Origin of the sequence: Escherichia sp. E1V33, from assembly GCF_004211955.1 — a bacterium.
Classification (GTDB): Bacteria; Pseudomonadota; Gammaproteobacteria; order Enterobacterales; family Enterobacteriaceae; genus Escherichia.
In genome coordinates this window covers 1-22,383 of record NZ_RHJI01000024.1, presented here as the reverse complement: position 1 = coordinate 22,383, position 22,383 = coordinate 1, and the positions used below count along the sequence as shown (strand labels likewise).

17 protein-coding genes and 1 pseudogene are annotated in these 22,383 nt (G+C 41.8%); 6 read left to right on the top strand and 12 right to left on the bottom strand.

The window, feature by feature from the left end; genetic code table 11:
• The first annotated feature begins 270 nt into the window (after nt 1-270).
• The 4 genes from fliD to D9742_RS20785 all read left to right on the top strand — a co-directional run bounded on the left by fliD (nt 271) and on the right by D9742_RS20785 (nt 4,036).
• A complete protein-coding gene (gene fliD / locus D9742_RS20800; protein WP_130210261.1) occupies nt 271-1,758 on the top strand; it encodes a flagellar filament capping protein FliD in 1,488 nt (495 codons plus the stop codon).
• Nucleotides 1,759-1,810: 52 nt separating this feature from the next.
• On the top strand, nt 1,811-2,218 hold the full coding sequence (fliS, locus tag D9742_RS20795) for a flagellar export chaperone FliS (RefSeq protein ID WP_130210263.1): 408 nt from the start codon (nt 1,811-1,813) through the stop codon (nt 2,216-2,218).
• Nucleotides 2,211-2,546 (top strand): flagellar protein FliT, encoded by a 336-nt coding sequence (locus D9742_RS20790; protein ID WP_130238104.1) that lies wholly within the window; start codon nt 2,211-2,213, stop codon nt 2,544-2,546. The genes fliS and D9742_RS20790 overlap by 8 nt, the downstream gene beginning before the upstream one ends.
• Nucleotides 2,547-2,821: 275 nt before the next feature.
• Nucleotides 2,822-4,036, top strand: coding sequence for a sigma 54-interacting transcriptional regulator (locus D9742_RS20785; RefSeq protein ID WP_130238103.1), 1,215 nt, complete (start codon nt 2,822-2,824; stop codon nt 4,034-4,036).
• Between the two features lie 34 nt (nt 4,037-4,070).
• Here D9742_RS20785 and D9742_RS20780 read toward each other — a convergent pair whose 3' ends face one another.
• Complete coding sequence (locus D9742_RS20780; RefSeq protein ID WP_130238102.1) at nt 4,071-5,369, bottom strand: aromatic amino acid transport family protein; 1,299 nt, start codon at nt 5,367-5,369, stop codon at nt 4,071-4,073.
• A gap of 74 nt (nt 5,370-5,443) precedes the next feature.
• A complete protein-coding gene (gene megL / locus D9742_RS20775) occupies nt 5,444-6,646 on the bottom strand; it encodes a methionine gamma-lyase (RefSeq protein ID WP_130238101.1) in 1,203 nt (400 codons plus the stop codon).
• A 340-nt stretch (nt 6,647-6,986) separates the two neighbouring features.
• Here megL and D9742_RS20770 point away from each other — a divergent pair, with 340 nt between their 5' ends.
• On the top strand, nt 6,987-7,289 hold the full coding sequence (locus tag D9742_RS20770) for a type II toxin-antitoxin system YoeB family toxin (protein ID WP_130238100.1): 303 nt from the start codon (nt 6,987-6,989) through the stop codon (nt 7,287-7,289).
• 277 nt (nt 7,290-7,566) lie between these two features.
• Here D9742_RS20770 and D9742_RS20765 read toward each other — a convergent pair whose 3' ends face one another.
• The 7 genes from D9742_RS20765 to D9742_RS20735 form a co-directional block, all read right to left on the bottom strand.
• A complete protein-coding gene (locus D9742_RS20765; protein WP_130238099.1) occupies nt 7,567-8,700 on the bottom strand; it encodes a glycosyltransferase family 4 protein in 1,134 nt (377 codons plus the stop codon).
• Nucleotides 8,701-8,781: 81 nt separating this feature from the next.
• Entirely contained in the window at nt 8,782-11,487 is a 2,706-nt protein-coding gene (locus D9742_RS20760; protein WP_130238098.1) for an autotransporter outer membrane beta-barrel domain-containing protein, read from the bottom strand.
• A gap of 739 nt (nt 11,488-12,226) precedes the next feature.
• Complete coding sequence (locus tag D9742_RS20755) at nt 12,227-13,087, bottom strand: MFS transporter (protein WP_240780494.1); 861 nt, start codon at nt 13,085-13,087, stop codon at nt 12,227-12,229.
• 43 nt (nt 13,088-13,130) lie between these two features.
• Nucleotides 13,131-13,829: an HAD family phosphatase gene (locus D9742_RS20750; RefSeq protein WP_240725569.1), complete on the bottom strand. Its 699-nt coding sequence runs from the start codon at nt 13,827-13,829 to the stop codon at nt 13,131-13,133.
• A 52-nt stretch (nt 13,830-13,881) separates the two neighbouring features.
• Nucleotides 13,882-16,230 (bottom strand): carbamoyltransferase HypF, encoded by a 2,349-nt coding sequence (gene hypF / locus D9742_RS20745; RefSeq protein WP_130210281.1) that lies wholly within the window; start codon nt 16,228-16,230, stop codon nt 13,882-13,884.
• Nucleotides 16,205-17,269 (bottom strand): hydrogenase expression/formation protein HypE, encoded by a 1,065-nt coding sequence (gene hypE, locus D9742_RS20740; RefSeq protein WP_240725571.1) that lies wholly within the window; start codon nt 17,267-17,269, stop codon nt 16,205-16,207. The genes hypF and hypE overlap by 26 nt, the downstream gene beginning before the upstream one ends.
• Complete coding sequence (locus D9742_RS20735; protein WP_130210283.1) at nt 17,266-17,865, bottom strand: cysteine hydrolase; 600 nt, start codon at nt 17,863-17,865, stop codon at nt 17,266-17,268. The genes hypE and D9742_RS20735 overlap by 4 nt, the downstream gene beginning before the upstream one ends.
• 237 nt (nt 17,866-18,102) lie before the next feature.
• Here D9742_RS20735 and D9742_RS20730 point away from each other — a divergent pair, with 237 nt between their 5' ends.
• Nucleotides 18,103-18,984: a LysR family transcriptional regulator gene (locus tag D9742_RS20730; protein ID WP_240725572.1), complete on the top strand. Its 882-nt coding sequence runs from the start codon at nt 18,103-18,105 to the stop codon at nt 18,982-18,984.
• Between the two features lie 166 nt (nt 18,985-19,150).
• Here D9742_RS20730 and D9742_RS20725 read toward each other — a convergent pair whose 3' ends face one another.
• From D9742_RS20725 to D9742_RS20715, 3 genes and pseudogenes are all read right to left on the bottom strand, one after another.
• Nucleotides 19,151-20,281, bottom strand: coding sequence for a hypothetical protein (locus tag D9742_RS20725; protein WP_130238096.1), 1,131 nt, complete (start codon nt 20,279-20,281; stop codon nt 19,151-19,153).
• Between the two features lie 659 nt (nt 20,282-20,940).
• Nucleotides 20,941-21,156, bottom strand: coding sequence for a cold shock protein CspG (cspG, locus tag D9742_RS20720; RefSeq protein WP_130210289.1), 216 nt, complete (start codon nt 21,154-21,156; stop codon nt 20,941-20,943).
• Nucleotides 21,157-21,769: 613 nt separating this feature from the next.
• Nucleotides 21,770-22,383: pseudogene (locus tag D9742_RS20715) on the bottom strand (hypothetical protein); the annotation flags it as partial.

Genomic DNA, 22,383 nt, shown 5'->3' with positions numbered 1-22,383 from the left:
ACCTGGCGGTGCGATCCGCCCGGAATAGAATTTAAACTGAATATGCGTTGTAACTCCGCATACCACAGATATCGGCGTGGAAATAAAGTGGCTAAAGCGAATGAGATAAAAAAAGTAAAAATAGGGCGGAAATGTAAGAGGACAAATTAAAGAAAGCGAATAATTTCATTCTTCGGATTGTTGAAAAAAAGTTAAATATTTATCCAGTCTGTTTTTATGCCGATATAGGGAAGAGATTCTTAAAAATCACAACCCCTCAGGAGAAACAACATGGGTATATCATCACTGGGAATCGGTTCAGGGATCGATACCGCATCAATGCTGGAGCAACTTAAAGCCAGCGAACAGCAGCGCCTGACGCCCTATACCAGTCTTCAGAATAGCTATAAATTGAAGATTTCAGCCTGGGGATCTATCTCCAGCCTATTGTCTACGCTGCAAAAATCGGTGAAATCATTAGGTGGTGATGCATTCAATACCCTGAAAGTGAGTAGCAACAAAGCCTTTACTGCGACGGCGAGCACGGGTGCGCTGGCGGATACTCATGAAATTACTGTGGAACAACTGGCATCTGCCCATAAACTGAAAACGGAACTCCAGACCAGTGCTGACACCACCCTGGGGAGTACAACTGGCAGCGGCACCAGAAAGATCACCATCACGCAAAAAGACGGAAAAACCACCGAAGTTGAACTTAAAGACGATGAAACGTCGTTAAACAGCATCGCCAAGGCTATCAACAAGCAAAATGGTGATGTTAGTGCCAGCGTTCAGTCTACAGGCAAAGGTTATCAACTGGTTCTGAGTTCTAAAACAACCGGCAGCGACGGTGAAATGAGCGTTAAGGTCGACGGCGATCAGAATCTTGCGGACATCTTGGACACGTCAGCAGGCGGTCAGCATCCAAATGGTGTTGCGGGCGATCCCGGTGCAGCTGACAAGATGATTTCGGTTTCGGATGCTAAAGATGCCAAATTGTCTGTTGATGGTACTGATTTTACTCGTTCCAGTAACAACATTACTGACATCATTGACGGTGTGACGCTGAACCTGAATGCCGTTTCTGAAGCAGATAAAAATGATCCGACCAAATTACAATCTGAGCAGTTGACATTAACGGCTGATACGTCTGCTATTAAAACTCACCTTCAGGATTTTGTTAAGCAATACAATGCACTGCTGTCAGCAACAACTGTATTCAGTAAGTACGTCAAGAATGATACCTCCGGTCTGAGTGATGATGATGTCGCAACGCCCAGTTCCAAGAGCGGGGCGCTGATGGGCGATTCCACGCTGCGCGGAATGGTCAGTCAAATTCGCTCTACGGTAAACGGCGTTTATGGTGATTCTGGCGCTGATTATGGTTCATTAGCCGATCTGGGCATCAAAATTGATGCCGCAACCGGTCAGATGACACTGGATGAGAACAAGCTGGACAACGCGATTGCCGATGATCCGGATCAGATCGCCAATATGTTTATGGGTCATGGCAGTAATGAAGGCATGGCGACTACGTTGGGGAATATCATCAGTAGCTATATTGGTACTGGTAGCGATGATAAAACCGGGCTTATCAAGACCACCACTGACGGCCTTGATTCACAAAGCAAGGTGGTTCAGCAGCAAATTGATAAGACCCAGAAACTGATCGATGCTCAGGTTGAGCGTTATCGCATCCAGTTCCAGAATCTGGATACCGCGATGTCAAAAATGAACAGCATGAACTCGCAATTAACCTCTCTTTTATCAACGATTTAATAAGAGTAAAGGCTGACGGAGCGTGACTCCGCCAGCCCCGCAGGAGTCTGATATGTACACTTCACAGGGCGCAGAAGCCTACAAACAAGTTTCGCTACAGAGCAAACTGGCAGGAGCAACCCCACATCAGCTTATTTCTATGCTGTTTGATGGAATTCATAGCGCAATCCAGAAAGCAATTATCTATTTTGAACAGGGTAATATTCCTCGCCGCGGGGAGATGATCTCTAAAGCAATCAATATTATTGATAATGGTTTGCGGGCATCGCTTGATCATGAGAAAGGTCTGCATATTGCAGGCGAACTCGAACAACTTTATGAGTATATGTCACGGACATTGTTTCAGGCTAACCGAACGAACGACCCTGAATTACTGAAGCATGTCGATCAACTATTAATGCGGCTTGCAGAAACCTGGGAAGAAATTGACCCACAGCAAACCCGGGGGAGACGTGGTTAATTTGATTTCACATTATGATAATTTGTTCGACATGAACCAGTCGATGTTAACGATGGTGCGTGAAGAAAAATGGGATGCCTTTTTAGCGCTGCTGGATATATTTCTGGCGAAAGCGGAAGACTTAATGACGGGCACCAGTGGATTAACGCTGTCAGAAATTGAGCGTGAACGCATCAAAAGTCTGGTTCGTGAGCTTATGAACGGTACAGAGGAGTTGATCCGTAAAGTCAATATCAGGCTCGAAACGCTCAAGCAAAATATGTCATCTTTGCATCAAGGTTCAAAAGTTAGTCAGATGTATACGTCTTTTGACGCGGTAAAACGCTAATTAGCATTGGTTATACTGCATTCCCTGGGCAGCAAATGAGCTGTACCAGCGTTGGTTAATGTCCATCGGAGTCATGGGCATTAACAATATCATCTATTCTCAATAGTTTATCTATCATATTTTCTATTTCCAGTTTCCGATGCTACGCGACACATATTCCCTTAACGTTGTTCTTCATTGAGATTTTCCTCAACTCTGTGATGCCTTTGGCAGAACATCCTCCTCCTTGCAGTAAAATGCCTGTCGATGTGTTCAAAAAATGCAATGGAGCTTATGTGTTTACGATACGCTGGAATATAAAAACCATTGACCGTATTTCAATGATAGAAGACGTTTTAAAAGAATTTTCATTTTATAAATTTAATATTATTTCAATGAAAGTGACAGCCGGACGCATTCTTATAAAATCAATGTGTCGTCATACAGGGGATATCAATAGTGTAGTGACACGGTTAAGTCATCATCCAGACATTATTAATATTGAGCATTTTAGTACCGATAGTGGAATCACCTCTCATAGATCAGTAAAACCGAGCGAATATTTTACTGATGTGATTGGTGAAAGCCCGCAAATGCAATCGCTTATAGAAAAAGCGATAAAGTTTTCGGAAAGTCGTTTTACCGTATTGATTCGCGGTGAAACGGGAACAGGGAAAGAGTTGCTGGCGCGTGCTATTCATAATTGTGGGCCACGACGTTTACACGCTTTTATTCCGGTAAACTGTTCGACAATCCCTGAAGAACTGATGGAAAGCGAGTTCTTTGGTTACGAGAAAGGCGCGTTCACCGGGGCCGATGGCAAAGGGAAGAAAGGATTGTTTGAAATGGCGGATAAAGGAACGCTGTTTCTTGATGAGTTTGGCGAAATGCCACTAAGTATGCAGGCAAAACTACTGCGCGTTTTGCAGGATAGTGGTATCCGGCGTATAGGCAGTTCTCAGGTTGTTTCTTTTGATACTCGGGTTATCGTAGCCACTAATGCGAACCTGGAAGAGATGATGTTGAATCGTCAGTTACGTGCCGATCTCTACTACCGAATCAATATTCTTTCGTTAACAATCCCGCCGCTTCGCCAGCATCCACAAGATATTACGTTATTGATTGATCATTTTCTGCAAAAGCATGGTTGTGAGTTTAAGCGGGCATTGGTTTTTGATAAACATAGTCTGGAATTTTTGCAGCATTACACATGGCCGGGCAACATCAGGGAACTGGAGAATATTATTATCCGCTTGATGCATATGTCGGACAGTGGAATAGTAACAATGGACGAACTGAAATGGATGAATTCTCCATGCCGGGAGAACCAGCAAAGCCACTGTGGGAATATGGAGCCTTTAAAAGAACAAGTTCGCTTGACTGAACGAAAAATTATCGAAAAAATGTTAGATGATAATAATTCTGCACGCAGCATTGCTAAAGTACTGGGTGTTTCGCACACGACCGTTTTGAATAAAATACGCAGTTACCAACAAGATGTGGTTTATTAACGCCCCCATCTAACATATGGGGGCGGCCCAAATACTACTCGATGAGTTTCAGCAGCGGTGAGAGGCAGAGTAGAATACCGTAGATAAAAATAAGCCAGCTTCTGACTCCGCGTAGGTTTTCTAGCGCTTGGACACTGTAAATTAAGAAAACAGGGATCAGACAAGAGACGATACCGTATAGAGGACTACCAAGCTGGAAAAACACCAGAACGGATACACGAAACGAAACCCAGACAACCAGTGTCGCAACAATAAAAATCCCTATTCCTGTTGTGAGCATCTGCGGGCTGACTTTCTCAACATTAATTACCCGACTTAAAATATTGAGTACAATTCCTTTCAATGCTTCATGAAAACCAAGATAAATACCAAAAAAAGCCGTCAGAACTGCAAAAATATTTAATATTGTCGAAGCAAGATGAATAATTTCTCCTGGTATCACTTGCGTTGCCAGCGCCAGGGCGGAAATATTCTGCTCAAATGCGGAAATCGCTTCTTCATGGCTGATGGAAAAAGTGAATGAGAATGAAAAAAACAATATGATGGTTATCAGCGCAATGTAACTGATTCGATGGGTGCGGATAGCCATTCTGGTGGCCATAACCCGGTCTCTTTCTCTTTTTCGATAGGCAATATTCATCGGATTCAACACCTGAATAAAGACGGCTGAGAAAAAACAAAACGGGATGGTCAGCAGAACGTCACGAAAAAAATCACTCATTGGGGGAAATGCACTGATATTATTAAAATTCCAGTGTGGGATCATGATAAAACCCAGGATAACAATAATCCCTACTTTGATGATTACCATTGGCCCGGAAATTTTAAATAATATTTTTTCTCCACGAGAGGCAATGGCAACCAAAACAGAAAAGACAATGATTTTATAGATAATGGATTGTGACAAGTCGCTATCGGTTAAACCAAAGTGTCTGATATACGAAGCGCTGTCAAAAATGACGGAAAGAGAGTAGATGAATATTCCATGGACAATCATCAAAAAGTATATAACGCCTAAAAAAATGCCCCAGTTTTTCCCCAGGTAGTGGCTTATAATATCAGTATAATCGTTGCAGGTTTCACTTTTGGAAAGTGTTTTAAGATACATGTCCTGCACAATATACGTTGCAGGGTAGGCAATAATAAATGCTGTAATGAAAACCCATATCCCTTTTAAGCCGATCTGCACTGGCATTAAAACTGTACCTGCGCCAATGGCCATGCCAATGCATAATAAAACCCAGCCAAAGTCATAGCGTGTAAAGGGTAGTTTATTGGTGAGTGTGTGAGAAATATTTACATAATTATCCGCTTGTTGCGTGCTGATTTGCATAATGTGCCTCCATCCCAATCCCTCTGCCAATAAAGCAGAGGGTAGGTGTTGATATTTTATATGCTTTTGAAAAATTAATTTCCGGCGATGGCTGTGGCGATTGCCTGCTGAAGGTCCTCAATAATATCGTCAGGATCTTCCAGACCTACAGAAAGCCGAATCATTCCATCAGTAATTCCTGCTTTTAATCGTTCTTCTGGCGGCACAGGAGAGTGGGTCATCGATGCCGGATGTTGGATCAGTGTTTCGGTATCCCCAAGGCTTACCGCCAGCAAACATAAATTGACCGCGTTAATCATCCGTCTGCCAGATTCAAAGCCTCCGGCTATTTCGAAACTGATGACACCGCCGGGTAAAGTCATTTGTCGCTTATATAAATCGTACTGAGGATGAGCCAGTAATCCAGGATAATAGACATGGGTAATTGCCGGATGGCTTTCAAGGAACTGCGCAATTTTCATGGCGTTACTGGAGTGACGTTCCATCCTGACGCCGAGCGTTTTAACGCCACGTAAGGTTAGCCAGGCGTTAAACGGACTCATACATCCGCCCGTAATATCCTTAAGTCCAACGTAACGCGCCTGATCGATAAAATCTTTTTTACCAACAATAACGCCGCCAATGACATCGCCGTGACCGTTAATGTATTTAGTGACGCTATGTACAACAATATCTGCCCCCAGACGTAACGGTTGTTGGCCATAAGGCGACATAAAGGTGTTATCGACAATCAATATCGCGCCGTGCTGATGTGCGATACCCACGACCATTTCAATATCGACCAGTGTCAGCGTCGGATTGGCCGGAGTTTCGATATAAATAACCTTCGTTTCTGGTCGTATTGCTGCTTTTAGTTCAGCAATATTTGTCGCGTCGACAAAGCTTGTGGTGATGCCAAATTTCGGCATGCTGTGGGAAAGAAAAGCGTGTGTACAGCCATAAATTGCATTGGCAGAGACAATATGATCGCCTTGCTGGCACAGAGTCAGCAGGGCTGTCGTAATCGCAGAAATTCCAGAAGCGGTCGCCAGTGCAGCTTCACCGTCTTCAAGGACGGCCATTTTTTGCTCAAGGGCATCTGTGGTGGGGTTACCCAGGCGAGTATAAATATAACCTGGTTCTTCAAGTGCAAAACGTGCAGCGCCTTGTTCAGCATTATCAAAGACAAATGTTGATGTCTGGAAAATTGGCGTGCTGAGCGATCCCGTAGAGGGGTCCGGGTGTTGTCCTGCGTGAATAATTTTGGTATCGAATCGATAATTGCGGTTATTAGACATACTCTTTCCTTAATTTTATAAACGACTCGCTAATGACATAGCAATTGCTATGCCAGATAAATAATCGTGTGTATTCAATTTATTAGCGTTTGTTACACCGTCGTTTATGTTCGGAATATTTCCAGTCTGGCAATAAAGTTGCCACTATTAACGGAAGTAATAGTTACAACATACAATTATTTTTCGAAATCGCCGCACTCTTTAAACTCCAGATGCTAAAATGTCACTATGTAATACCTTATCGTTCAATCAAAACAATTGTTGCTCTAACCGCCGAAAAGTTAGTTAGGCTAAATGTTGTAATGAGCAGCGCTGCTCACCATGGGCCGCTTTCAAGGAGATGAGAGTTTATGTTTACAATTTTGATGATAGTGAACAAAGAACCAGATATCGCCAAAACAAACATATCGAAGTACCGCAAGCCGCTATGAGAAAATATTATGAATGGCGTCATCTTGTCAGGGACTATGGGCACGATCCAAAAACAGCGGCGAAATCTGTTTCGGATGCAAATTGTGAAAAACTTCACGGTTTTACTGATACTTATTCATTTCGGATAACTCAAGAGCATAGGGTTATATTCGTCAAGCGAGGTAATAATATTAAAGTTCTTTCCGTAGGCGGCCATTACGTTCGTCAGTAAGTAAAGACCGGTGTTATGGTTTAGCTGTATAACTGCCGTCATGTTAAAGGTGACCGTTCAGGTGGTCACCGAACTCAATAATAAAACGGATCATCATCAACAGCCAGTTTTGGAACGACATACTCCTTTTAGGAATATCGTTGAGTACCTGGCATAGTAAAAGATAATTAACCGTGACTGCCTGTCATTGACCACCTGGGACCCACAATCAATTTTGAGGGCAAGTATTTATGCTGCAAGAACAACAGCGTTTGTGGAAATTTTGAATAAAAATAACTCACTGCCGTTCTTTCTTTAGTTTCTTATGCAATTCCTGCCAAACGGCAATATATGACTCAGTCATCTTGCCTAACGTAAACTCAGGTCGATTAACACTATTACGGAATATCTGCGCCTTCTGGTCTTTACGTAATTGCTCGACATCAGAAAGGTAAGTAATAATCCGCTTTTGGATCGCGGCGATAGTCGGTTCGCAAGCATATTCCGGCTGCATATAACTATCCATACCTAACCCTGGCGTGGCTATTAATGCGCAGTTCGACAACAATGCTTCTAGACCAACAATACCGTAGCTTTCCTGCATACTTGGGAAAACCACGATATCAGTTTCCGCCAGCGCCTGTTTTTTCTCTTCCCCCTGCACAAAGGTTAACCCTTTAAAACCTTCTTTTTCCATATAATCGGGGATTTTTTCAGGCCCATAAACCCGGGCTTCTATGCGCTGTCGATAGGTTGGTGGAAGTGTATTGATGGCATCACGGAAAATCAGGAAATTCTTCACAATATCGGTAAAGCGACCAAAAAAGCTAATCACTACTTTGCCTTCAGGATGGGGAACTTTATCCGCCGGATAATCTGCGAAATTCACACCGATTGGAAACAGGTGAGGAGGGACGATATCCGCCGAGACATGCTGAATAACAGAGCGATGGGCCCAATCGCTATGAAGAACCACCGCGCCACTTTGTCTTACAGCGATCCTCTGCTCCCAATAATGCTGCATTCCTTTTTGTGTCCGGGTCAGATAGTGTTGCATACCGATATAGCTGGAATGCAGCGTGAACTGAACGCGCTTTAGCTCAAAAAAGAACGGCAATAGCGGTGAGTTTTCATGCACTGAAATAATGTCAGGTTTGAACTCATTGAGGAGCGGCTGAATTTTTTGCGCTGTACTCCAGGCCACGTTAAGACTGAGCGACTCCAGCGATGAATCGAGGGGTAAGGCCGGTTCTACTGCAATCTCATAATCAGCCAACTGAGAATGTGCTGTCTTTTGATTATTCAGATACAACACTTTAAAAGGATAATTACGCCGTTTTAATTCCGCCCAAAAGTGTTCATTAAAAAAACCAAGACCGCTAAACAGCACGTCCGGGGCTTCAGTTGTAACAATTAAAACTCGTGGTTGCATACCAAATCCTATTATCAAATGCAACGGATAGCCTGCCAGTAAATAAAAAATGACAGGCTTCCATTTAACAATGGCTCTCCACTAGAAACGATATTTAATTCCTAATATAACCAGAGTATCGCTATAGCCACTGTCACCCATTTGCTGCGTGACGTTACCCCAAAGATCCAGGCGACGAGATAACTGGCCTTCAAGTCCCACTTTTACTTCGCCAATATTTTTGGTTCCATCAATACTATTCTTATAGCCATTCATGGTTGCACCAAAATTATGAGTATTGTGGATCCAGTTGGCTTCGATAAATGGCTGGAATTTACGGTCTTTACCGTTATCAATAGCACTATGACCGTTGGCATAAGTACGAATACCAAGACGACTTTGAATATTGCCATCACCATCAAAGGAAACACGTGAACCACCACTACTTGAATGTTCAGTATGGTCATTGGCGCGAACGTTCATCCAGGTCAGTTGTCCCTTAGGTTGCAAATAATATTTCACACCGTCAGAGATTCGTTCCCCCAGTTTGAAGGTATAGCCAGCTTCAATTGATGCCGTAACACCCCGGGATTTATAGCTTTCCGTCGCCAACTGGTCACCTTTTACTTCATTATCAAACCAGTTATATAAAGCCCAGGCATCAACATAACTGCCTGTTTTATCATGCTCATTGGCATACCATGTGCCATACAATCCCGCACTGTACCCCGCCACAGAACCTGTGGATTTATATCCTGAATATTTTGACTCCGTATTGCTGTTTTGCCTGGCGAATCCGGCCATTACGCCCAAATGCCAACGGTCGAAACCATTGCTACTCCATTGTGCAATATCGCCACCTAGTTGAGAAACGTAACGATTCCCCTGATTTTTTAACTGGCCACTGCTATCACGAGAACGGTTATGACCGCCAACTTGGCGCAGCCACAAACTGGTCACCTTTTGCTCACCGGTCAGGGCATCAGTATATTGGGTTTCCCCCATACGATCGTGAAGGCGCATCAGGAACAGGCTATTGGCGGCCATATGGTTAAACATATAGCTCCCCGGTTCGGGTCGATTGATATTTTCAGGTTCAGGCTTCGGTTCTGGAGTTGGCGTAGGCTCGGGGTCAGGATCAGGTTCCGGGTTCGGTATAACCGGATCTTCAGGCGTGACAATCGGAAGCTGTGAACGCAGATACCAGTCACCATCCTGATTATTGACGCTATTTTTATGCAAATAGTATTCAAATGCACCGCCAACGACACGACCTTGCTGAATAAACTCACCGGAGGAATCACCGTTAACTTCAATAACTTTGATCCCTTCACTGGTTTTAGCTCCGGTTCCGCCAGAATTATTAATCAGCAGATAACTTTGTCCGGAGGTTGAGCCATTAATGATGACTCTGTCTGTAGGAGAACTGTCATCCCCAAGGTAAGTATCCAGCTCAACAGTGCCATTATTACCCACATAATCACCGTCGATAGTAAAACGATCACCTACGACGTTATTAGCGAGAATTAAACGGCCCTGGTTTTTGAAGGTGGGCAAATTCTGCAACAGCGCGCTGTTTGCGCTGCCATCGGCATTCGCGGTCAGTATAATTTGACCGAGGTTATTTAACTCAGTCGTTCCGCCACCAAAATCACTGGTTGCCACAGAAGCAACCGCATCCCGGACACCATCCCGATCGGAATCTGACCACTGACGAATATTCCAGACGCCCGTTGTGTCATTCACGATCTTATCCTGACCGCTGGTTAATTGAATAACACCAGTCATCGTTCCGGCATTGGTGATGCTGGTAGCCGCCCCAGTGTATTGGTATGTATTAATACCCGACGGATTATTAGTGTAGTTGAGATCATAATAATCATAGCCAGTTGTGCTAATCGCGACATCAGACAATGCCCCCAACGTTGCACCTTCATCAATCGTGATACTGGAAGTTGCTCCGCCGATGGTTTTAATCCCCGCACCTTCAGAGCCGCCATCAACTACACTACCTTCCTGTAAGTGAACATCAAACACACTCTGAGGATCGAGAATAATGTAGCCGCCGCTACTATAGGAATATTCAGGGCCGGTATCCTGTAAACGAATCGCATCTCCAACTTGAGAGCGAATAACGCCTGAGGTTGTCATCCGAGATTCCAGCGCCTGAGAATATATTGCGGCTGTATCTTTACTGGCACTCTGGTTAACAATTTGACTATCGGAATATTGCGTCACGGCCCCCAACGCTAATAGACCGCCGGATGCACCCGCCAGATAAACACTGGCGTGTTGGGTTCCACGAACGTTGGTTATATCAAAGATTATACCGCCGGAAGGCCCGGAGATGGGGGCCTGAGGTTCCTGCACATCAACATCGGAGATGTTTCCTGTATAGATATTGCCAGAGGTGCTCACTTCAATTTCGGTGTTGCTACGTCCTAATGCCTCAATACCCGTTGCATCCGAATGAATTGTTGTGCCAGCCTCTAAATGGATAACTGATTTATCCGTAGTCATATAATCAGTTTCGTATTGATAGGCTGGGGTACTAGTACGATTATTTATGTCAGTATGAATATGGATATTTATTTTGTTATCAGCATAGACACAGCTAGTTTCAGGTCTGGTACTGACATAATCACAAGAATCTGTGGCATGCGCGGTATTAAAAGCAAGAAAGATAGCACCTGCAACCAGGGTTTTGTTAAAGGGATTTTGACCTGCGTGATAGTATACATTCTGTAGCGCTATTTTAGGTTTTTCAACGCTCTCTTCTGAATAACAACAATTGTATCTATTATCCATAATAGCTCATCCTGATGAAATTTATCCATTTAATAAAACCGACGAGAGCAATACCACGCGCACGCATTTGGTTTAGGTTAAGAGTCTATACGTCCCATTAATTTTGTAAATAAGAAATATTGAACTTTTGGTTAAAATATCATTCATTGATAAAAAACAACATTTTCATACTCAAATAAACACGCATTCGGGACCAGAAAACGATAGTTATTATACAGATTTCAACTGGTTAAAGTGAAAATGGTTTAACAAACGGAATGATCGATTAATAAAATTGTTAGCGATATAAAATAAGGATTTTTATAAACAATGCCAGGAAATTTCCGTGATTAATGCGGACAAATCACTCGTCTCTTTCGATTATTCAAAAAGTTAAAGAAGAAGATCTGTATCCTGAACAATGGCCAGAAAGGCCTCGAGAAGTCTAACCCTTTATCATCAACGAAAGTTTTTAATATTTGTTATTATTATTACGTAATAATGGTGCAAGCACAGCATTCATAACAAGTATAAAAGCCATTGCTATATATATCATTGGAAAACCGAATTGTTGTGCAAAAAAGCCTATTGGTGCTGGCGCCATTAATGTACCTAAATAACCGATGCTTGTAACAATACTTATTCCAGTACCTACAGCAATTCCAGACTGATGGCCTGCGGATGAAAAGATGACAGGAACAATATTGGCAATACCACCGCCAGCCAGAGAAAAAGCCAGAATTGCCTGCCACGGCGACGGTTACAGGGCTGCTGTTAGCATACCGGCTGCTGCCAGGATACTGGATACACGAAGAGTTTTCACGGGTCCATAACTATCACGTATCACATCACCAACGAATCGAACCATTGACATGGTGCATGCAAAAAAAGCAAAAGCAAGGCTGGCTATTTCTATATTAGCATTAAGGTTTTTCATTAGATAACGTGATGACCAGTCGACAACCGCACACTCTGGTATCATTCCAAGAAGAGCCATTATTCCTATAATATAGATTTTAGCCTGGCGGGGTAAACTCGATGATGATTTATTTTTCTGATTCTCTTGTGGATGATCATTAGTGATAAAATGAAGTGCTGTCAAAACCAGAAGAAAAGCGATCCCAGAAATTATAAAAATATGACCAAGGTATCCATAGTTTTTAACTGCATAACCACCTGTAAAACCCGATACAAATAAACCAACGCTCCATGAATAGTGGCACATTGACAGTATTGCGTAAGCTAATTTTCTTTCAAGGATAACGGCATTTGCATTCATGGCCACATTCATCGAACCAATCATCGCGCCTAAGAGAAATAAAAAGAATACTAATGAAGAAATATTTTTTACAATGCCTACGGATATTAACGAAACAGATGCTAACACGGAAAATAATCGAACAACTTTTTGTGAGCCAAACCTTGAGATTAACATACCGGACAGAGGCATCATAAATAAAGCCCCCAAACCGAATGTCAAAATAAGTAGACCAATGGTTATATCATCGGCGCCAAAACGAGGAGCAAGCTGTGCTATCTGCACAGCCCATCCTCCTTGTATAAATCCGTTGACAAAAAATAGTACAGTAACGGCCCATCGGGATTTTTGTAGCCGTTCCATGAACATTACTCCTGCTGTGTTAGCTGTTTATCACTGTAATGAATTACTTACTATTTAATAAAACAGAGTGATCAGCACATAATTTAAGCATATAGCTATCTTCACTGTTTCTGATTAATTGTACATTTTTAAAATCAGGAATAATGACTTTTGCGCCTAATGGCATGAGCTCCTCATCGCCTACACCAACGCAATAACAACCCGCAGCAACTGCTGATGCAACGCCGCTTTTAGCATCCTCGAAGACAACTGCCTGACTTGCTGGAATACCCAGACGTTGTGTAGCAAGAAGATAGGGATCAGGGTGAGGTTTGCCACGGGTAACATCATCACGTTCTACAATAACGGATATGTAAGGCTCTGCATGAAGTAACTCTATGACTCTGTTAATTTTTTGCCTCCAGCCGCTGGTTACAATACCAACAGGAATGTCGGCCTCTCCCAAAGAAGCAATGAGGCTGGCAACGCCAGGTATAAGTTCACAGTCCGTCGTATTCTCTACATGAATAATATGTGCCTGAACTTTTTGCTGGTCGGATTCCGGGAGATCGCCAAATAATGTCCGGATAGTATAGGGGCCAGGATGTCCGTGAATATGCTTCTGTATATCTTCGTCGGTGAGATGACGTTCATACATCAGAGCCGCTTCACGCCATCCATTTTCAATAACCATCCGGGAATCAATCAGGACTCCGTCCATATCAAATAAAACAGCTGAAAATTTTTCTCCGTTTTTATTCACTCTATTCTCCTTCAATGATAATAAATATCTATATCTATATCTATATCTATATCTATATCTTCATACCGTTCGCTGCTACGACGACCTGTCCCAGCGATATGCATCCATCATTACCAGGTACCAGCTTATGGCAATATGGTTTAAAACCTCTTGATTCAAGTTCATCAAGAGTGTTAACCAGCAAGAATTCATTACAAAAAACGCCTCCGCTCAATACAATCTGGTCAGTTCCATAACGTTCAGAGAGGAGAGAGCACATTGTTGCTATAATATGCACAATGGTTGAGTGAAAACGTCGGCTAAGATCTTCCTGGTTGATGTTATTGACTAGTATGGACTGAACTAATTCTTTCACTAACGGACGATAATCAACACTTATATCACCATTGTGAATTTCATCGATTATATAGGTAAATGGTTCAATCATATGAAAATCTTTTTTTAGAAGCGCTTCCATTTCAATGGCGGCCTGTGCTTCATACTCAATCTCTGAACAAATTCCAATAAGTGCTGAAACACCATCGAAAAGACGCCCCATACTGGTAGTAATCGTTGTGTTAATTTTCCTTGTTACCATCCTGGTGAATACTTCACGGCGATTTTCAGATAAATCAAGAATAGCTGGTAAGTTGATATAACTCTCAACATTTTCACCATATGTTTCAACCAGCAATGATATTGCCATTCTAATAGGTTCTTTAACCGCTTTATCTCCTCCTGCTAATAACATTGGGCGTAAATGAGCAACACGCTCTACACTTTCGACGTTACCAAATAAAAATTCTCCGCCCCATATTGTTCCGTCAGAACCATACCCTGTACCATCGAAAATCACGCCAATGGTTTTACCTGAAAGACCATTTTCCGCCATACATGCGGCCATATGCGCATGGTGATGTTGGACCTGAATGACTTTGATCTCTGCATTTTCGAGGGCACTGCGAGTTGAACGAAAGGCCGGGTGTAAATCACAGACCAGAATATCGGCTTTTTTTATGGACAGTAACCCTTGCAGATGTTTTATACAGTCGAGATGAGATTTAAATGTTGTATCATTTTTTAAATCCCCAATATGTTGACTGATAAACACTTCTTTACCTTTCCCAATACTTATTGTGGTTTTCAGTTCGGCACCAAACGCCACAACATTTCCAACGGAATAAGGAAGGTGAACAGGGTAGGGAGCATAACCTCGTGAGCGACGCAAAAATGATATTTGTGAATCGGGGGTGTTTTTTCGCTTAATAACGCGAACAACGGAGTCATCTACTCTTGTACGAATATCGCGATTATTAAGTACAAAGTAGTCTGCAATTTTCCCTAGTTGTTCTATTGCATCATTATTATCAATGACAATAGGCTGTCCGGAAATATTTCCGCTGGTCATTATAACGGCCGGGAGTTCAGGATCAGCAAGTAACATATGTTGTACAGGCGTAGAAGGCAACATTACACCCAAATTGGGGTTTTTGGGGGCCACCACTTCTGGCAACGTCTGAGAGCGTTTGCGCAAAAGAACGATAGGGCGAGGCCCGCTCTCAAGTAAAGAGATATCGTCAGGGGTCACAACTGCCCACCTGGCCGCGCTTTCACTGTCTGCAACCATAACAGCGAACGGTTTAGCATCACGTCGTTTACGGCGACGTAACTCTCGCACAGCATCGACATTGGATGCATCAACGACCAGATGAAAGCCGCCAAGACTCTTAATGGCAACAATAGCGCCTTCTTTTAGCCTGTCGATGGTAAAACGTATAATGTCACTGACTGAGATTGATACGCCATCTTTATCAGTTAACTGCAGTTGTGGTCCGCAAACAGGACACGCATTGGGTTGCGCATGATAACGGCGATCTTCAATATCATGATATTCCTTATTACATTGTGGACACATTATAAAAGATTGCATGGTCGTTTGTGCACGATCATAAGGCATTCCACAGATAATAGAATAACGCGGACCACAATTGGTACAATTTATAAAGGCATAACGATAACGATGATTGGACGGATCGTTCATTTCCCTCAGACAGTCTTTACATACATTTGAATCAGGGGGAACAATTGTATCCATATTGGATAAATTATTGCTTTTTCTGATATCAAAGCCTGAATAATACGGCGCTGGTTTTTCCAGTTCGACCTTATATATATCAGTGATCCGTGCCAGAGGCGGTGGCTGAGAGATCAGTTCATCAATTATGTTATTTATGGTCTGTGAAGATGCCTGCAGTTCAAGCAAAACACCTTCGGAATCATTAAGAACCCAACCGGTTGCACCATGCGTTCTGGCTAATCGATGAACAAAAGGTCTGAATCCTACTCCCTGGACAATGCCGCAAACTCGAAACCGGCAGGTGTCTTTTTTTTCAGAATCAACAGAGTCTTGGTAGTTCTGCACCGTAAAGTTCCTCAATAATAGTATGCGTTCCGTCAGATTCGACCATGCAGACTTCCGGCTGCGAGCCTGATTTAACCTCTCCAATAATCGCTGCCTTTTTACCAAAAGGATGAACGCGGAGTAATTCCAGAACATGCTCTGCCACATCTGGCTCAACAAACAGGCAAAGACATCCCTCATTGGCCAGATTAATGACATCCACACCTAACATATCAGCAGCCATAGCTGCCTCAGGCTGGACAGGCAACGCATCTTTATTAAAAACAATAGGGCATGAAGTGGCTCTGGCATATTCGTGCAATACTGCAGAAAGACCACCACGAGTAACGTCCCGCATGGAAGCTATTTTTCCTGTAGGAGTATTAAGCAAAATGTTTTCAATCATATGATTCAGCGGTGCACAGTCACTTAATATATTACGTTCAAACCCCAAACCTTCCCGAATCGATAAAAGATGAATAGAGTGATTCCCGATATAGCCACTCAGGATTATTTTCTGACCCGGCCTGACATGAGTTATCGAAACAGGAGGCCGCTCCAGCACGCCTATTCCGGCAGTATTGATAAAAAGCTGGTCAGCCTCGCCTTTTCCAACAACCTTGGTATCACCGGCAACAATTTTCACACCGGCTAAACGCGCTGTTTCACGAACGGATGCGATAATTTTTAATAAATCTGAGACAGGCATCCCGTCTTCAATGATCAGACTCAGCGTGAGATAAAGCGGGCGGGCTCCACTTACCGCCAGATCATTAACTGTGCCACACACGGCAATCTTACCAATATCGCCGTTGCCAAAGATAAGAGGAGTTACAACGAAAGAGTCGGTAGTGAAAGCAATTTTATTCGTTGGTAGATCCAACAAGGCGCTATCCTCCATCTCTCCCAGATAAGTTTCTTCCAATGTTTCTGAGATACGCTCAACCAGCTCTCTGCTTAATTTTGCACCTGTACCATGATCCAATATTATTGTTTCATTCAATGGCGCAAATAAATTCTCGCCAAGTTCGTTATCGGGCGTTGCTTCAGTCATTTTCATGCTGTTGTCCTTTCACCACGTTCAGGTAAATCACCAGTTTTCTCCAGTAACGACAGTATTTCAGTGGACGGGGCGACGGTTGCACAATATCCAGCAAGCCATTGAAGCGCTCTGTCGGTATCATCTGATGAGGGGGCAAAAACGCAGTCATCAGGAACCCAGACGTTATAACCACGGAAGAAGGCGTCTGCTGCTGTCGTCTGGACACATACGTGAGTTTGTAATCCGGTGACAATAACTGTTTTGACTCCAAGCTCCTGGAGTTTTTGATCTAATTGAGTTTCAAAGAAGCCACTATCCCTGCCTTTTACCACAATAAAATCTGATGGATGGTAAACGGTATTAATGATTTGATTGCTTGGTGTGCCCGCTATTGCTGGTATTCCAGCCGCGCGGTTTCGATATCGACGCTGAACAGCTGGGTCATCAGGATCATGAATAAGTTGCAGATGTATAACGGCTTGCCCCTGGTTTCTTACACCATCAAGAAATTTATTAAATGCTTTCAGCTTTTTATCAAGTTCTTGCGGGTCATTTGTTATTTTATAAGTAAATTCATATTGTAAATCATTTGTCAGAACAGCAATATTTGGCATCTTTATATCCTTATTAAATAATTTTAAATGTTAATAATTCATTCAGACATAAATGAAACACACTGAAACTATCTGTACAGGGCTATGCCAGAAGATTAAAAATAAAAGGATGTTCATCAAATATAAAAATAATAGATTTTTATTCTCAGATAAAAACCTTGTATAACAATATGAACCATACAGGTATAGTATGTACAATTCCTTTTTTTCAAAAATTGATAAGCAACGGGAATGGATATGAAGCTGCTACGTGCCTTTGTAACACTTGCCAGATTAGGGAGCTATCATGATGCAGCTGAGGCCATGTACATCACTCAGCCAGCACTAACAAAGAAAATACAGTCTTTGGAAAAAATAACGGGGATTGCCCTTTTTCAACGGGGCCGTCAGGGAGCAAAACTGACAGAACCAGGAAAACAGCTTCTTTCCCGGGCTCAGAAATTGTTGAAACATTATGAAGAGTTTTCAGAATATGCACAAAATTTGCAAAAAGGAAGTTCAGGTAAGCTGACTCTTGGATTTGGGATATCCTCGTTTCAGTTAGCTCCCAGATGTGTAAGCCTCTTTCGGGAACAATACCCTGACGTTGAGGTATTACTTGATGATGTTCCTTCAGATGTGCAATGCCGTATGTTACTGGACGGGAAGCTTCTGGCTGGATTTACCCGAGAACCGTTAACAGATAAACTTAACTTCAGCCCACTGTTTACAGAAAGTCTGGTTTTGGCTATTCCAGCGGGATTTACACTTAAGTCGCAAAAGATTCAATCAATACTGAACCAATATCAACTGTTGCAAATGACCCCAGACAGAGGTCGGGGATTGGTTGAACAAACAGAAAAATTTCTGAAAGAAAACAATTACAAAGGTAAACCATCTTCTGCTGCAAACGATATCCATACTTTACTAGCTTTGGTTGCTACAGGGAACGGTGTGGCTTTACTACCCGCGGGAACCAACTATTTATTACCTAAGGGCGTATCACTTATTAGGCCAGAGGGTAATTATACCAAATGGAATATAGGAATTGCCTGGAACCCGCAAATAAATGATATTATCAGGGATAATTTTTTACAAATAGTAAACAATATTAGATTGAATCAGTATTGTGTTAATTAATATTACAAATTGAATAAAAAAGATTAGACTCAAGTCTCAACCTGATACAAACGGGCAACTTAGTGGACAAAAAATGCGACAGCACTGTTAATAATCCTGTCGCATGCAGTTAATTACTCCGCAGAATAAATTTTCATAAACAGAAATTTATTTTTGAAACGGGTAATCATCTCAACTGTATAGTCAATCCACCAGAATCAAAATCAACACTCAATTTATTCCTGTTATCAATAGGTTTTCCATCTATGTAAACAAGATTCAAAAGATATAGCGCATTAACATCATACTGGGTTCCAATTGAATGTGCGTTTAATCTTAGCACTGCTCCTGACCCTGATTTAAAATTGAACATGCCGGGCCAGCACTTACCTGTTGGGTTAATCACTTCCTTCACAGGGTTAATAGGGACGATATCAATCAATGGATTAATTGTTACCTTTGCATTACCTGACAATTGAATAATCTTACCTTTCCCATACCCTTGTAAAAATTGAGCTGTATGAATATCCACTGTCGAGTTATCAAAAGCATCTATCGCAACGAAATCACCTGTGTTGTTGTCTGGGATGTCATTATGGATAGACATTGTGAAAATATTACCATAAGATGAATCATGAAAAGATAAACTATTCGAAAGTTTTAATTCTGATTCAAGATGTTGATCCGACCTAACATTTAGTAAGAGTGAGGAATAATTATTAAAACGCAATCCCTCAGGTTCAATACCAGCACGATTAGGTGCTGAAATCGCATAGGCATGTACATCAAGAGTGCTATACCCTGATAGCGTTGCTTTATAAAATAAACCAATGCTATCAGCCAAAATGGAAAATTTCGAATTCTGCAAACCCGTAAAATCTGTGGATGTCGCTGTCTCTAACGATGACATTCCGAGAAAAACACCCTGTAGTTCTTCCAGTGTAACACGACTGTCGTCGTACAAGCTGAAAGCAATTTTGTATTCAGGGTAATATAGAGAGGAGTCAATTAACCTTTTATTTTTTAATTTCCTATTGCCTGAAATACGGAAATCAGCTTTTTCAAAAAATTTGAAACTGGAATCTTTAGGTGCCGCAGATTGTACAGCCCAGTTAATCTGGTTGGATTTTATACTATCCGGAATAAGAATAAGAGGGCCTGATTGAGTACCATCCATAGTTACACCGTAAACATCAAGTCCGCACCCTTGCATTTTATTAAATGTTTCTGCAGGTCCCTTCAACGTAGTTTCTCCGGCAGAACGAAAAGTTTGCTGATTATTAGAATCCCAGCTAAACGTGTCATCTGTATTTTGCATAATAACCTCTTTTCAAATAGAAATTTGCAACCCAAAACAATATCAGATTGCTGATGAACTACCTGTTTTTTCAGGTAGTGGAATAAAGTGTTAATTCATTTTCTCTGGACATGAAGTAAATTCACGGCGTTATTTGCCAGAATTTAGTCACAACGCTTTATCACTTTTCTGCGATCAAGATTTTCATTAACTGACAATCTTAAAAGCAGCTGCAATGATAATGACTTGAATACTTCATTCCAGAGCACTTTAACACCATGAATATTAATGCAATTAAAGAAGAGTTGTTGTTATTTGCAAGTTATATATTGATATGGAGTGGGTTATTTTAAAATGATCAGATATCATAGAAATGATTTTTATTATAAATCTGTGATATTGGTGATGACTTATGTTTAAATTTATCTATCTAACTGCATGATTAGCAGTCATTTTAACCAATAGGGTAAGGTAATTTACTCAGATAACGTCATGTATCTCTTCTGATATATAGGTTCAGACGCAGATAAATTTACCCGTTAAATACTTTAGACGGCATAGATATTAAAAAACAACCCGCCATTATGGCGGGTTGTTTTTTAATCTGATTATTCCTGCAACTCTGTCTACTCGGGCTTATGCCGTCTTCGTTATCGCAGATATGCTGATTATCAGGATAGTTAGCTCAACGCGATAACATTCGCGGCGGCCGGACCTTTGGCCCCATTCTCGATCGAGAACTCAACTTTCTGACCTTCATCTAAGGTGCGGAAATCGTTGCTCTGGATCGCAGAAAAGTGTACGAACACGTCTTTGCTGCCATCAGCAGGGGTGATAAATCCAAAACCTTTATCTGCGTTAAACCATTTTACTAAACCAGTCATTTTGTTAGACATAAATATTACCTTCTAAATTTGTGAGCCACACAACGCGGCAAGAATGTGATCTGTATAAAGATTTTGACTTACTAAGGCACTAAAGGAGGAGACTCACGAAGAAGGGTAATCGGAAGATAACACTGAACTGAGACTGCTTTACTAAAACTGCTTTCATAAGGTCTGTCTTGCAAACCAACGATGCTATTAACGCATATTCATTATAGTTATGCAACTTTTATTTTTCATTCATGTGTTCTATTTGTTGTGCGCCATTAACAAAGGTAAGCCAGAACGCCTGTTATCCCTTCTGTCGGTGGCTGGCTTTCAACGAAAGCCGTTGGAGCGTAAGGAGAGTCGTGAGCCCCATGATGTCCGGTAGTTCTCCTCACTATATAATGCCTGAAACCAGGCAGCGTGATGGTGAGTTACCATTCGACTATTTTACATATTCTGTGCCACCACGGCGGTTTAAAATTTCGACGTTTCTCGCACGAGCACCCTGTAACACATTTTTCTGAACAGAAAACACTCAAAACAGAATGATAGCCGGACATATATTATGTTCCGGCTATTTATTAATAGCTTACTTAATAGGTTCAGCAAGTGTCGTTCTACATTTTAATTATTTTTACTACCAAATGCTCATAGCAGTCGAGTATTCAAAAACAACCACGCCATTAATAAGATGGTCTGCTGGTTTTAAATTATAAGTTCTGGCGCCAGAGTCGCTCATTGTTTTACCATTAATAAGAATCCTGTGAGTATTTTCTGATTCAACGACAAAAGTACACATTTTATCGATATCCACAGTGAGATAAGACCGCTTACCTTCATTGATATTAACGCCATTACTATAAACAATAAGGTTAGTATTAGCATAATCCTGAATCGAAAGAATAATATGGCATTTTCCTTCCGGGGGCTCAGGGAATTTCTCAGGATTCATATATGTGAAATCAGTAAATTCTACGCTTTCAGTATGAATTTTCATAGTAAATACCCCAATTATATACCGGATATCCACCCCACCTAAAAAATCCACTTCAAGATTATACTTATCGTTAGTGTATCCTATTGTTTTATCTACATCTACCCCGCAGGGGTCATCTATCATATAGATATACCTATTTCTTGGACCTTTATCGACAACATCAATAGTACTATCCTGTACTGCACAAACAGTACCCATGCCGAATGAATACGTCGTATTGTAGTGGCATAGTGAATTTGGCCACCTGAATAGAG